General features: G+C 57.8%; 13 protein-coding genes and 1 riboswitch. Of the genes, 8 read left to right on the top strand and 5 right to left on the bottom strand.

Going from position 1 to position 13,683, the window contains the following annotated elements:
* Positions 1-366: 366 nt before the first annotated feature.
* The gene (locus IAI47_RS01210; protein ID WP_008926334.1) at positions 367-1,284 is read left to right on the top strand and encodes a sugar ABC transporter substrate-binding protein; all 918 of its coding nucleotides are present in this window, start codon (positions 367-369) and stop codon (positions 1,282-1,284) included.
* A gap of 35 nt (positions 1,285-1,319) precedes the next feature.
* Here IAI47_RS01210 and IAI47_RS01205 read toward each other — a convergent pair whose 3' ends face one another.
* Positions 1,320-1,820, bottom strand: a complete 501-nt coding sequence (locus IAI47_RS01205; protein WP_003852070.1) for a GNAT family N-acetyltransferase — start codon at positions 1,818-1,820, stop codon at positions 1,320-1,322.
* Between the two features lie 72 nt (positions 1,821-1,892).
* Here IAI47_RS01205 and IAI47_RS01200 point away from each other — a divergent pair, with 72 nt between their 5' ends.
* The gene (locus tag IAI47_RS01200; protein ID WP_008926335.1) at positions 1,893-3,725 is read left to right on the top strand and encodes an ABC transporter ATP-binding protein; all 1,833 of its coding nucleotides are present in this window, start codon (positions 1,893-1,895) and stop codon (positions 3,723-3,725) included.
* Here IAI47_RS01200 and IAI47_RS01195 read toward each other — a convergent pair.
* The gene (locus IAI47_RS01195) at positions 3,722-4,846 is read right to left on the bottom strand and encodes a GNAT family N-acetyltransferase (RefSeq protein ID WP_008926336.1); all 1,125 of its coding nucleotides are present in this window, start codon (positions 4,844-4,846) and stop codon (positions 3,722-3,724) included. The genes IAI47_RS01200 and IAI47_RS01195 overlap by 4 nt on opposite strands.
* 141 nt (positions 4,847-4,987) lie before the next feature.
* Between IAI47_RS01195 and IAI47_RS01190 the strand changes: the two genes are divergently transcribed.
* From IAI47_RS01190 to IAI47_RS01180, 3 genes are all read left to right on the top strand, one after another.
* On the top strand, positions 4,988-5,893 hold the full coding sequence (locus tag IAI47_RS01190; protein ID WP_008926337.1) for a LysR family transcriptional regulator: 906 nt from the start codon (positions 4,988-4,990) through the stop codon (positions 5,891-5,893).
* Positions 5,894-5,991: 98 nt separating this feature from the next.
* Entirely contained in the window at positions 5,992-6,933 is a 942-nt protein-coding gene (locus IAI47_RS01185; protein WP_008926338.1) for a glutathione S-transferase family protein, read from the top strand.
* A gap of 23 nt (positions 6,934-6,956) precedes the next feature.
* Positions 6,957-7,562, top strand: coding sequence for an alpha/beta hydrolase (locus IAI47_RS01180; RefSeq protein ID WP_008926339.1), 606 nt, complete (start codon positions 6,957-6,959; stop codon positions 7,560-7,562).
* On the opposite strand, the gene IAI47_RS01175 is transcribed toward IAI47_RS01180, so the two are convergent.
* Both IAI47_RS01175 and crcB read right to left on the bottom strand, forming a co-directional pair.
* Positions 7,559-8,374 (bottom strand): sugar phosphate isomerase/epimerase, encoded by an 816-nt coding sequence (locus IAI47_RS01175; RefSeq protein WP_008926340.1) that lies wholly within the window; start codon positions 8,372-8,374, stop codon positions 7,559-7,561. The genes IAI47_RS01180 and IAI47_RS01175 overlap by 4 nt on opposite strands.
* 127 nt (positions 8,375-8,501) lie before the next feature.
* Entirely contained in the window at positions 8,502-8,879 is a 378-nt protein-coding gene (gene crcB / locus IAI47_RS01170) for a fluoride efflux transporter CrcB (RefSeq protein WP_003852055.1), read from the bottom strand.
* An 89-nt stretch (positions 8,880-8,968) separates the two neighbouring features.
* Positions 8,969-9,044, bottom strand: a riboswitch (Fluoride riboswitch).
* Positions 9,045-9,161: 117 nt separating this feature from the next.
* On the opposite strand from crcB, the gene IAI47_RS01165 reads away from it, so the two are divergent.
* Complete coding sequence (locus IAI47_RS01165; RefSeq protein ID WP_008926341.1) at positions 9,162-10,082, top strand: nucleoside hydrolase; 921 nt, start codon at positions 9,162-9,164, stop codon at positions 10,080-10,082.
* Between the two features lie 9 nt (positions 10,083-10,091).
* Here the strand turns inward: IAI47_RS01165 and IAI47_RS01160 are convergent, their stop codons facing one another.
* Positions 10,092-11,120 (bottom strand): zinc-binding alcohol dehydrogenase family protein, encoded by a 1,029-nt coding sequence (locus IAI47_RS01160; protein WP_008926342.1) that lies wholly within the window; start codon positions 11,118-11,120, stop codon positions 10,092-10,094.
* 137 nt (positions 11,121-11,257) lie between these two features.
* Here IAI47_RS01160 and IAI47_RS01155 point away from each other — a divergent pair, with 137 nt between their 5' ends.
* Positions 11,258-12,160: a GntR family transcriptional regulator gene (locus IAI47_RS01155; RefSeq protein WP_008926343.1), complete on the top strand. Its 903-nt coding sequence runs from the start codon at positions 11,258-11,260 to the stop codon at positions 12,158-12,160.
* A 170-nt stretch (positions 12,161-12,330) separates the two neighbouring features.
* The gene (locus IAI47_RS01150) at positions 12,331-13,683 is read left to right on the top strand and encodes an MFS transporter (RefSeq protein ID WP_003852047.1); all 1,353 of its coding nucleotides are present in this window, start codon (positions 12,331-12,333) and stop codon (positions 13,681-13,683) included.

The following is a 13,683-nucleotide window of genomic DNA, read 5'->3' as shown; positions in this document are numbered from 1 at the left end:
TAACGCTGAGAATTCCCGCTTCTGGAAATATAGATAGGAGGCTAACGATGGGTCACTGTGCAGATGTCAGGATCGTCTGGCCCGATTAAACGGTTTTCTGACAATCCTCACAACTGCCCGTGCGGCACTGCACAAAAGCGCGAAAAGCTGCGGCTCACTACTGCAGAGTGTGCACCAGGTCGGGGATTTCCCCCGCGCTGACCGCTATGACGAGGCGATTTCACGGCAAAATGTGGCGGCGCTAGCAAGAGTGAAAAGGACCGGTTGTCAAACCTGATGGCAGTTTCTAATCTGCAAATGATCCTGCTTTTCCATTTTTATAATAAATGAAAATTCCATTCCATCCGGTAACCTCGGGAGCCTCTAATGAAAAAACATGCATGGGCAATACTCTGTCTGCTCTCTCTTTCAACACCGGCGCTGGCTGAGAAGATAGGTGTCTCGATGGCCTATTTCGACCAGAACTTCCTGACTATCATCCGCCAGTCGATTGAGAAAGAGGCTAAAGTGCGCCAGCTGGAGGCGCAGTTCGAAGATGCACGTGGCGACGTAGGGCGTCAGACCGATCAGGTGCAGAGCTTTATCAGCGCCGGGGTGGATGCGATTATTGTCGACCCGGTGGACTCTGCCAGTACGCCAGCCCTGACAAAACTGGCGCAGCAGGCCCATATTCCACTGGTCTATGTTAACCGCTCACCGGGCGATAAAACCCTGCCGCCAGGCGTGGTGTTTGTTGGCTCTGACGAGCGCGAGTCAGGCACGTTGCAGATGGAAGCGCTGGCAAAGCAGGCCGGTTACCGTGGCAACGTCGCCATCATGATCGGCAACCTCAGCGATGCGGGCGCGCTTCAGCGCACCAAAGATGTGGAGCAGGTGGTGGCGAAGTATCCCAATATGAAAGTGGTGCTGAAGCAGACCGCTAACTATGCACGCAATGAGGGGATGGATTTAATGCTCAACTGGCTGTCGAACGGTGAGGATATCGATATTGTCGCCGCGAACAACGACGAAATGGCAATTGGCGCCACGATGGCCATTGCTCAGTCGAAGCCGAAGAAAACCATTCTGGTGGGCGGGATTGATGCCACGCCGGATGGCCTGAAAGCGCTGGCCAGCGGTAAACTGGCCGTAACCGTGTTCCAGGATGCCGTGGGTCAGGGCAAAAAATCAGTTGAAGTGGCGCAGCAGATGATCAAAGGCCAGAAGGTAGATTCTCACCAGTGGATCCCGTTTGAGCTGGTAACGAAGCAGAATATGCAGCACTACAGCAATAAAAATCCGTAATGCAACACGGAGCGGCCGTGATGCCGCTCCGGTTATCACTTCTCGTGCAGCAGCTTCGCCATCATCACCACGTCGCGCAGCTGACCGTCGCGGAGTGCCGCCTGGCGCATCACCCCTTCCCGCTCAAAGCCCAGCCGCTCATAGAGCCGCAGCGCCCGTTCGTTGTCGTGAAACACCTCCAGCTCCATACGGGTAATGCCCAGCCAGTTGCGGGAGTAGTCCATTGCGGTGCGAATCAGCCGCTCACCGACACCGCGACCGCCGAAATCGGGATGCACGCCCAGTCCAAAACTGATGCAGTGGCGGGTGCGCGGCTTGTTATCGACAAACAGCGTCAGCTCACCGACCAGCTCGTCATCAATTTCTGCCACAAAGGCGATAAACCCCTCGGCGTCCATTCGGGCAATTTTTTTCTCCCAGGTCGCAACGCTGGGAAACGGCAGTTGCAGTGTCCAGGGATAGACATCGGGATGACTGTAGAGGCGCTGATAGGCGGCGGCATCCTGCGGTTCCCGTGCCCGAATAATGATTTCCATATTTTCTCCTTTTAGCCGAACGGGGTTCATGCACTAAGCTGTAGCTCTTTACCGGACGGAAAGAGTATCGCTATGTTGTATCGTCGTTTTGAACGTTTTATCAATATATTTCATGACGCGCCCACCGATTCGCCGCCCTCAACGGTCTGGTCGTTTTACCTCTACTACCTGCGCCAGGTCTGGCCCAGTTTCGCAGCACTGCTGGTGGTGGGACTGGCGTCAGCGCTGATCGAAGTGTCGCTGTTCAGCTATCTGAGCCGCATTATCGATATGGTGAACCACTCCACACCCGCCAGCCTGTTTCAGGATAACTGGCCGATACTCCTGTGGATGGGAGCAGTGGCGCTGATTCTGCGGCCGATTTTTATCGCCCTGCACGACATGCTGGTTCACCAGAGCATCAGCCCGGGCATGACCAACCTGATCCGCTGGCAGAATCACAACTATGTGCTGCGCCAGAGCCTTAACTTCTTCCAGAACGATTTTGCAGGTCGTATCGCCCAGCGCATCATGCTGACCGGCAGTTCACTGCGTGATTCCGCGGTGCAGCTGGTCGACGCTATCTGGCACGTGCTGATCTACGCCGTGACGTCGCTGGTGTTGTTTGCGGATGCCGACTGGCGACTGATGATCCCACTGATTATATGGATGGTCGCTTACAGCGCCTCGCTGCGTTTCTTTGTGCCCCGCGTCAAAGCCCGTTCGGTGGTCTCTTCAGAGTCGCGTTCGAAGCTGATGGGCACCATTGTTGATGGCTATACCAATATTGCCACCATCAAGCTGTTCGCCCACAGCGATCTGGAGCGTAAGTATGCGCGTGAGGCGATGCAGGAGCAGACGGAAAAAACTCAGCACGCTGGCCGCATGGTCACCAGCATGGATCTGACCCTGTCAGCACTGAACGGCCTGCTGATTGTCTCTACATCCGCGCTGGCGCTGTGGTTGTGGAGCCAGTCGCTGATCAGCGTAGGCGCCATTGCGCTGTCGACCGGTCTGGTCATCCGCCTGGTCAATATGTCTGGCTGGATCATGTGGGTCGTCAATGGCATCTTCGAAAATATCGGTACAGTTCAGGATGGCCTGAAAACCATTGCGCAGCCGCTGAGCGTGCAGGATGCGCCGCAGGCTAAACAGCTTAAGGTGACGCGCGGCAACATCCGATTCGAGGATGTGCGCTTTGACTATGGCGGTGGCCGTCAGGTGATTAACGGCTTTAATCTCGACATTAAACCGGGCGAGAAGATTGGTCTGATTGGTCCTTCGGGGGCCGGTAAATCGACGTTAGTGAACCTGCTGCTGCGTCTTTATGACCTTAACGGTGGGCGGATTGTGATCGACGATCAGGATATCGCCGCAGTGACGCAGGAGAGCCTCCGTAGCCAGATTGGCATGATTACGCAGGACACCTCGCTGCTGCACCGTTCGATTCGGGAAAACCTGCTTTATGGTCGTCCTGACGCCAGCGAAGAGGAATTACAGCTTGCGATTCACCGCGCCCGCGCCGATGAGTTTATTCCGCTACTCTCCGATTCACTGGGCCGCACCGGGCTGGATGCACACGTGGGGGAGCGTGGCGTGAAACTGTCGGGTGGTCAGCGTCAGCGTGTGGCGATTGCCCGCGTGCTACTGAAAGATGCGCCGGTGCTGATCATGGATGAGGCCACCTCGGCGCTGGACTCCGAAGTGGAAGCGGCGATTCAGGAGAGCCTGGAGTCACTGATGCAGGGCAAAACCGTTATTGCGATTGCACACCGCCTGTCGACCATCGCGAAGATGGATCGACTGGTGGTGCTGGATAAAGGCGGTATTGCTGAGATGGGCAGCCATCACGAGCTGCTGGCGCAGAACGGTCTGTATGCCCGTCTGTGGCAGCATCAGACCGGTGGCTTTGTCGGCATCGATTAATCGCCGCGTCGATAGGGTAAGGCGTCGCGTGCTTCTTCCGCCCAGCCGCGCACGCCTTCCCGCTCCTGCACCAGAAAATCGGCCACGGCATCGCGCAGGCCGGGATGCAGCAGATAGTGCCAGGAGTGGGTAATCTGCGGCTCAAAGCCGCGCACCAGCTTGTGCTCGCCCTGCGCACCCGCATCAAATCGCGTCAGCCCTTCATCCAGGGCTAAATCCATTCCCTGATAGAAACAGGTTTCGAAGTGCAGCCGATCAAACTCCGCCAGGCAGCCCCAGTAGCGGCCATAGAGCGAGTGGTTGTCCCGCAGATAAAAAGCCATTGCCGCCGGTTGCTGCTGTAAGCGGGCGATCACCACCACAATATTCTGCGGCATTCGTTCCGCCAGCAGACTGAAGAAGTCGCGCGTCAGATAGGGCCGCTGACCGCGCACCGCATAAGTGTTGGCATAACAGGTATAGACAAAATCCCACTGATCTTCGCGCAGCTCATCACCGCGATAGCGGTCAAACACAAAACCGCTCTGCGCCACCTGTTCACGCTCTTTACGCAGCTGTTTGCGCTTGCGCGACATCAGCGTGTCCAGGAAATCCTGAAAATCGCGGTAGCCGCGATTATGCCAGTGATACTGACAACCGAGCCGTAAGAGCCAGTCGGGCTGATCGGCCAGCAGCGCGTTAGCCTGCGCATCGGTAAAATTGATGTGCGCACCGCTTAAGCCCTGCTGCAACAGGCTTGCCGGCAGGGCTGAAACCAGCTGAGACGCGGCAGAGGCTTCTCCCAGCAGGCGTGCACCGGTGACCGGGCTGAAGGGTATCGCGCCCAGCCATTTCGGGTAGTAGCGGATGCCGGCGCGCTGGCTGGCATCCGCCCAGGCGTGATCAAAGACATATTCGCCCTGTGAATGGCGTTTGCGGTAGCCCGGCAGCGCGGCGCGGGTCACGCCCTCTTCCCGCCACAGCAGATGGTCAGGCTGCCAGCCCGCCTCAAACCGTACGCTGCCACTCTCTTCCAGCGTCAGCAGAAAGGCGTGGCGCAAAAATGGCTGGTCATCAGGCAACAGCGCATCCCACTCGGCGGCCGGAATCTCCGCCAGTGACGTCAGGTGAATCAGCGACATGAAATACTCCAGTGAACGTCGGGCAGAGAATCAGTCAAGCAGGTTTTCCGCGCCAGCGAAAGGGTTAAGGCACGCAAAGTGAAGGCTGCATCGCCTGGCCACAGCCCCTATACTGCGACTTTACCTCCTCAGGACTTGGCCATGGATCGACTCGATTGTGACCGGATGTTTGTCACGGTGCTGGAAACCGGCAGCTTTTCTGCCGCGGCGTTGCGTCTCGGCACCAGCAGCAGTCAGGCATCAAAACTGGTTTCAAAGCTGGAGCAGCAGCTCGGCGTGCAGCTGTTGAAGCGCAGCACGCGCGCGCTGTCGCCCACCGATGTCGGACGCAGCTATTATGAGCGGGTGAAGAATCTGCTCGATGCCTTTGAGGCGCTGGATGCCAGCGTGCGTGAAAGTGCGACGACGCCCACCGGCAGGCTGAAAATCAGCGCACCCGGCTCCTTTGGCACGGCGGTATTGTCTCAGGTGCTGGTGGCGTTTGCCCGGCGCTATCCGTTGATTGAGCTGGATGTCAGTTTTTCAGACCGGGCCGTGAACATCGTCGATGAAGGTTTTGATATGGCGATCCGCATCGGCACGCTCAGCGACAGCAGCCTGGTGGCGCGCAAGCTGAGCGAAGTACATGTGCGTATCGCCGCATCACCGGTCTATCTGGAGCAGTTCGGCACGCCGCAGCACTGGCGTAACATGGCACAGCATCAGTGCATTATCGACACCAATTTTCGCGATCCCCGGCACTGGCCGTTTACCAGCGGGGACGGCAGCAGTGAAATTGTGACTGTGCCGGTGCGTGGACGTTTGCGCTTCGCCAATACTGAAGCCTGTCTGCAGGCCGCCATCGCCGGTCTGGGCATTGCGCGTTTGCCCGGTTTTATTGCGGCCCCGGCGCTGCAACGTGGGGAGATTGTCCGGCTGCTGGAAAACTTTGAGACGCCACCGCTAGGCTTGTTTGCGGTTTATCCGCCCGCCCGTCATCTGCCACATCGGGCACGCCTGCTCATCGACTTCCTGGTGACGCACTTCACGCACGCTCCACCGGCGTGATTTCTTCCATATTGGAAGAAATCATTGTCTTACAGACCCGATTATCAGTCGTTTAGTCATCAGTTAAGCTACTTCTCTCACCACAGAGGAGTTGCGCGATGTTAGTAGAAGGCAAATGGAGTAGTGACTGGCATCCGGTGCAGGCTACCGATAAACAGGGCGGATTTGTTCGCCAGACATCCGGTTTCCGGCACTTTATCAGTAGCGATGGCTCGACTGAATTCGCCGCCGAACCGGATCGTTACCACCTCTATGTGGCGCTGATCTGCCCGTGGGCGTCACGTGCGCTGATGGCCCGCAAACTCAAAGGGCTGGAGTCAATGATTAGTGTCACGGTGGTTGAGCCGCAGCTCGGGGCTCAGGGCTGGCGCTTCGGCACGTTTCCCGGCGCACAGCAGGACCCGCTGAATAACGCGCAATATCTGCATGAAATCTATACCCGTGTCGCGCCCGATTACACCGGCCGCGCCACCGTGCCGGTGCTGTGGGACAAGAAGACCGGCACCATCGTCAATAATGAGTCCGCTGACATTGTGCGCATGTTCAACAGCGGCTTTGGCGATCTGGCCGATAACCGCATCGATCTCTATCCCGCCGCGCTGCGCCAGGAGATTGACGCGCTGAATGAGAGTCTCTATCAGCGTCTGAATAACGGTGTTTATCGTGCTGGCTTCGCCACTACCGCCCTCAGCTATCAGCAGGCATTTAATGACGTCTTTAGCCAGCTCGATGAACTGGAAGCCCTGCTCAGCGATGGTCGCACCTTCCTGCTGGGAGAACGGCTGACTGAATCCGATATTCGCCTGTTCGTGACGCTGATTCGCTTTGACGCAGCCTACCATGGCCTGTTCAAATGCAACCTGCGCCGGATACGCGACTATACGCTGCTGAATCGCTATCTTAAGAGCATGTTATCGGTCTCCGGCGTACGTGAGACGGTCAGTATCGATCACATCAAACAGGGTTATTACTCGATCAAGGCGCTGAATCCGAACGGGATTGTTCCGGCTGGCCCGGATATGAGTGAATACAATTTGTAAGGGCATAAGCTAAAGGAGCAATGATGGCAAAAGCACTGGTAATTTTTCTGCATGGCGTGGGCAGTAACGGCGACGATCTGGCACCAATTGGCCGTCACTGGGCGAAGCTGTTGCCGGATGTGATTTTTGCCTCTCCCAATGCGCCTGAACGTTTTCCCGGTGGTTTTGGCTGGCAGTGGTTCAGCCTGGCGGACATCACACCTGAGAACAGGCCTGCCCGTGTTCGGGCAGCGCGGGCGGCATTTGATGCAACCCTTAGCGAGATTATTGCGCAGCACGGCTTCGCGGAACGCTGGCAGGATGTGGTGCTGGTCGGCTTCTCGCAGGGATCGATCATGGCACTGGATGCCCTGGCGTCAGGCCGTTATCCGCTGGCAGGCGTGGTCGCCTTTTCCGGGCGTCTGGCGGTTGACGGTGAATTAACCCCGCAGGCTCATGTGCCCGCGCTGCTGATTCACGGTCAGGCCGATGAGGTGATCCCGTGGCAGGAGAGCGAATCTGCCGCAGCACGACTCCGGGCCGCAGCGGTGCCGGTCGACGCGCGCTTTGAACCCGCCACCGGCCACACTATTTCCGCTCAGGGTGCTATGCACGCCGCCGGATTTATCGGCCAGTGTTTACAGGACTAACCCCAGTAGCGGTTTAACGCCTGCCAGGCATGACGTGCTGCGACGTCGGGCGGCAGGCGTTTCAGCGTATCATTAAAGACTTCGATACCCACCGGCCCCTGATAGCCTGCACTTTTCAGCTTATCGACGAAGCGTTCAACATCAATAATGCCATCGCCGGGCAACTGACGATGGTGTTTTGCCATCGCCATCAGGCTATGCTTATCCTGCGCGGGAACCGCGGCCATATCACACAGCTGCACTTCATAAATACGGTCGGCAGGAATGCCGTCCAGCTGCGAGGCGTCACCGCCCAGTGCGCAGATATGGAAAAGATCCACCACCAGCCCGATATTGGGCTGATCGAGCCGCTGCAATCGCTGCCACGCCAGCGGCAGCGTATTGTCCACGCTGCACCAGGCCATCGGCTCATACATAATGCGCATGTTGTAGCGTGCAGCTTCAGAGGCCATCCAGCGCAGGTCATCATCAATCTGGTCGGCGCAGCAATCTTCGCGGGTGCTGGCCGGTGCCTGAATCGTGTCGCAGCCCAGCGTCCGGGCAATCTGTATAAACTGGCGCAGCTCTTCGCGCTTCTGGCACCGTAGCGCACCCGGTGCGCCGGTAAAATCGCGCAACACCTGCAGATTAGTAAAGCCAGGTCCCTTCAGTGCGCTGATCTCAGCCAGTGCTGCCGCACCGCCCTCGTATGCGTCAACATCCTCGCGCCAGATCTCGACCTGATCAAAACCGGCGTCGCGCGCCGCCTGCAGTTTCTGGTCGGGTTCACCGTTTAACAACACCAGGTTAAGGAAGGTAGGATTGGTTCGCATGGCTCGGCTCCTTAATCGTCCGGAATAATCGGTGACGTTCAGCGTTACGCCCGCAATAGCCATGCGGGCGTAAAACCTGAAACAGTATCTACCTCTTAAGCGTTAAGACAAGCGCCGATTAGCCAGATCAGCCCAGCAGCGTGACCAGCGCAAAACCCGCAAACGCCATCAGCAGTGAGCCAATCACATGCACTAGCGCGCTGGCCATCGCCCACATATATTTTCCGGTCTGAAGCAGCCCCATTAATTCCGCAGTAAACGAGGAGAATGTTGTCAGGCCGCCACAGAGTCCGGTGACGATCAGCAGTTTCCAGATCGGGTCCACGTCGGGATGGCGCACAAACCAGGCCATTGCGCCGCCGATCACCAGCCCGCCGATCAGATTCACCAGCAGCGTGCCCGGCGGCAGATTAGGAAAGAGCGCATTAAAACGCATCGAGAACAGCCAGCGCAGTACACAGCCGGCAGAGCCGCCGATCATCACAGCCAGTAACGGTTTAAACATGTGTTGCTCCTGATAACAGAGTAATGTCGGGCTGAGGGGGGAAAGGCAGAGATAAACTGCGCCTGACACCTCAGCTCCCGCGAAAGGATTGAGTGTCAGGCGTCATCAGCCGGTGTTAAGCCCACCGGCGGTTGGGAAAGGTGGCACGCCATCACCTTGAGCCGGTGATAATACGACGCCCGTTTCAGGCTGGCAAGCCTGTGCGCATGGCGGATGAATCGCTTGACGCCCTGCCCGCTGGCGGGGTAATGCTGAGAGTTTACAGCCTGTTGCGGAGAGCCTATGCGTACCCTGATTTTTGATACTGATATCGGCGTGGATGATGCCTTTGCGCTGGCTTATGCGGCGCGGACGCAGCATCTGCTGGGAATTACCACGGTGTCTGGCAACGTAGCGGTGGGTCAGGCGGTGAAAAATGCCCGGCTGTTCTGCGACAAAATGGCGATTAATGCGGAGGTCTATCGCGGCTGTTCACGGCCGCTGGCGCTGGCGCCCTCTGCGCCCGCCCGGCTGCACGGTGAAGATGGACTGGGCGATGCGTTTGATAACACCTGCAGCGATGAGGCGCCAGGCGCGGTGCAGTTTATTATCGACAGCGTGCGGGCGCAGCCGCATCAGATCACCCTGGTGGCGATTGGTCCGCTGACCAACATCGCCACGGCCATTAATCAGGCGCCGGATATTATTCCGCTGGTGAAAGAGCTGGTGATCATGGGCGGCGCGTTTGGCACCGATGGCCACAGCGGCAACGTGACGCCCTTCAGCGAATTTAATATCTGGAAAGACCCGCATGCCGCCGATCAGGTGCTCGCCTCGGCGCTGAACGTGGTGGTCATCCCTCTGGATGTCACGCACAAGGTGTTAATCAGCAGTGATGAGGTTCAGCGTCTGAACCAGCCGGTGCTGAGCGCTATCTGTCGTCCTTATCTGGCTTACAGCCTGGCAAAGGAGGGTTTTGCCGGTATGGCGCTGCACGATACCCTGGCAGTGGCGTGGCTGACGCTGCCGCAGGCCTTTACCCTCACTGAAAGTCCGCTGCGGGTCATCACCGAGGGCATCGCCTGCGGTCAGACTGTGCGTAAGCTCGGCGCACTGGCGTCGCGCGATGATCCCTTTGCCGGTCTGCCCGCCCAGCGTATCGCGCTCGGCGTGGATGCCGACGCGGTGCGGGCGCACTTCTTTGAAACCCTCACCGCGCCCTGAAACGCCGCGTTAGCGGTCGAAGTGAATCACGCCTTTGATCAGTTCGCGATTATTGATGACTTGCGACTCAAAGGTTTCATCCAGCGTGGAGAAAGCCAGGTGATGATTCAGCATCATTTCAGCACGCAGCTGGCCGCTGGCCATCAGTGCACTTACCAGATTAAAATCTTCGCGGGTGGCATTGCGGCTGCCCATCAGCGTGGTCTCTTTTTTGTGGAATTCACTGTCAGGGATAACCAGATCGCCTTTGTGCAGGCCGACATAGACGATTGTGCCGCCGTGCCGCATCAGGTTAACCGCATTGTTCATCGCCGCCGGGCTGCCGGTGGCGTCGATCACTTTCAGCGCCAGACGACCACCAAACTGATCCCGTAGCGCGCTGTAAAACGCCTCATCCGCCGGATTCAGTGCCGCCAGACCCAGCTGATCAGCGACATGCTGGCGACGGAATTCGCTGGTGTCCGCCACCACGACCTGCGCGCCACTGGCGGCGGCAATGGCGGCGACACCCAGCCCAATCGGTCCGGCACCCACCACCAGAACCTGCTCATCCGCCACAATGCCTGCACGACGCACCGCATGGGCGCTGATGGCAAAGGGCTCAATCAGCGCGGCCGCTTCCGGGGCCACCTCATCCACCGCCAGCAACGTGCTGACCGGCACGCTTAAGTAGTCGCAGAAACCGCCATCCTGATGCACGCCTATCACCGAGATCTGTTCACAGCAGTTGGTCTTGCCACTCTGGCAGGCGTCGCAGCGCAGACAGGAGATGTAGGGCATTAACGCCACCCGCTGGCCTGCCTGAAAGCCCTCGGCGCCACTACCCAGCGCCACCACTTCCGCACAGATTTCATGGCCCAGCACCCGTGGATAGCTGAAGAACGGCTGATTGCCGGACCAGGCGTGGATATCCGTGCCGCAGATTCCGGCGGTGAGAATTTTAATCAGCGCCTCGCCAGCGGCAGGCGTGGGGGTGTCGCGGGTGGCCCAGACCATCTTACGTGGTTCAGCGATGACCAGTGCTTTCATTGTTGTCATGGTGATTCTCCGGTTGTCCTGCAGGCAGTTACGGCGAATCCTGCCTGATGCGCAGCGTTCGTTTACGGGAAGTGTGAAGCACGGCGATTTTTTTGGGCTTTGAATGGTTTTTAATGCATTAAAAACCGGAGAGTCAGATGAGCCGCAGCCAGAATTTGCGCCAGAACGTCATCAACCAGATGCTGGAGAGTATCGCTCAGCGACATATTCGTTCGCCCCTGCCACCGCAGGCGGCGCTGGCGGAGATGTTCAATATCAGCCGGACCACGGTGCGACATACCCTGCACTATCTGCATCAGTGCGGCGTGCTGGATAAAGTGGATCAAACCTACGTTATCGTGCGTGATCCCCGCGATGAGGACAGTTTTAGCGCCTTAACGCCGCCGATTGAGCAGCAGGCCAGTCACTTTGAGCAGATGTTTTTTAATATGATCAATCAGCGGCAGCTGGTGCCCGGCGACACCTTCAGCGAGCTGCAACTGGCGCAGCAGGTGAAAGTCAGTCCGGTTGTGGTGCGCGAATTTCTGCTGCGCTTTATGCGCTATGACCTGCTGGAGCCGGTGAAACGCGGTCAGTGGCGCATGAAAAAATTCACTCAGGATTATGCCGAGAAGCTGTTTGAACTGCGCGAGATGCTGGAAACCCACGCCCTGAGCCGCTTCCTGAATCTGCCCGCCAGCGATGAGCGCTGGGTGCAGGCGCGGGATCTGCTGGATCGTCACCGATCCATGCGCGACACCATCGCCAGTAACTATCGCCACTTTGCTGCGCTGGACCGTCAGATGCATTCGCTGATTTTATCCGCCGCCAATAATCCATTTTTTAATCAGTCGCTGGAGATCATCTCAGTCATCTTTCACTCGCATTATCAGTGGGATGAAAGCGATCTTAAGCAGCGTAACATTGTCGCGCTGGAGGAGCATATGGCGATACTGACCGCGCTGATTGGCCGTCAGGATATTGATGCGCTCTGTGCATTACATAACCATCTGGCGACCGCTAAAACCTCAATGGTGCGCTCAATCGGTCAGTACAATTAAAAACCGATTAAAAACCACAAAGCATTAGCTCCCGCACGATTCAGAAACATCTTTGCAACATCCTTAACCCTTTGCTCTTAGTCTCGACTGCAACGTCACGGCGGCCTTTTGCCGCTGCGCGCAGACCCCTTCTCACCATAACGATAAGTACCCAGTTTCGGGAGAGTGCAATGGAAAAGACCTCAGTAACCGGTCGCGACAGCGTGACCGGCGACACGCCACCAGGCCAGGATTTCGTGCCAATGCGCAGCGATGTGGTGCGTTCACCGCGTATCCGCAAAGTGCAGATTACGGCGATGCTGCTGTTGCTGTTCGCCGCCATCATCAACTATCTGGATCGCAGCTCGCTGTCGGTCGCGAACATGACCATCCGCGATGAGATGGGGCTAAGCGCCACCGAAATCGGCTTCCTGCTTTCTGCTTTTTCGCTGGCGTATGGCCTGGCGCAGTTGCCGTGTGGCGCGCTGCTGGATCGTAAAGGGCCGCGCATTATGCTCGGCATCGGCATGTTTATCTGGTCGCTGTTCCAGGCCGCCTCGGGTCTGGTGCATAACTTTACCCAGTTCATCCTGGTGCGCATTGGCCTGGGTATTGGCGAAGCGCCGATGAACCCGTGCGGCGTGAAAGTGATCAACGACTGGTTCAACATTAAAGATCGCGGCATGCCAATGGGGATGTTTAATGCCGCTTCAATGATTGGGCTGTCGGTGGCCCCGCCGATTCTGGCGGCGATGATGCTGGTGATGGGCTGGCGTGGCATGTTTGTCACCATCGGTATCCTCGGCATGTTCCTCGCTATCGGCTGGTATATGATTTACCGCGACCGGGATAACAACACCCTGAGCGCCGAAGAGATCCACTATCTGCAGGCGGGCAGCGTGGCGTCGCGGAAAGAGCCCATCAGCTTCAAAGAGTGGCGTGGCCTGTTTAAGCAGCGCACCATGTGGGGCATGATGATTGGCTTCAGCGGCATCAACTACACCGCGTGGCTCTATATCGCCTGGCTGCCGGGCTACCTGCAGTCCACCTATCATCTCGATCTGAAAAGTACTGGCCTGCTGGCGGCGATTCCGTTCCTGTTTGGTGCAGCGGGAATGCTGCTGAATGGCTATGTGGTTGACTCGCTGGTGCGTCGTGGCTTTAACGCCGTAAAAACCCGCAAAGTCTGCATCGTTAGTGGGATGCTGCTGTCAGCCGGATTCACCGCCGTGGTGACCCGCGCGACCGACACCACCAGCGCCGTGACGCTGATTGGCATGGCGCTGTTCTGTATCCACTTCGCCGGGACCTCGTGCTGGGGATTGATCCACGCTAACGTCACCGCCCGCATGACCGCTTCGGTCGGCAGCATCCAGAACTTTGCCAGCTTTATCTTCGCCTCGTTCGCGCCAGTGATCACCGGCTGGGTGCTCGACACCACCAAATCGTTCAGCCTGGCGCTGATGATCTGTGCCTGCGTCACGCTGGTTGGCGCACTCGCCTACCTGCTGCTGGTGCGCCAGCCCATCACCGACGGCGAATAA

The sequence above is a fragment of the Pantoea sp. MT58 genome (assembly GCF_014495885.1).
Taxonomy (GTDB): domain Bacteria; phylum Pseudomonadota; class Gammaproteobacteria; order Enterobacterales; family Enterobacteriaceae; genus Pantoea; species Pantoea eucalypti.
The sequence above is the reverse complement of the archived record's forward strand: the minus strand, read 5'-3'. Positions and strand labels throughout refer to the sequence as shown.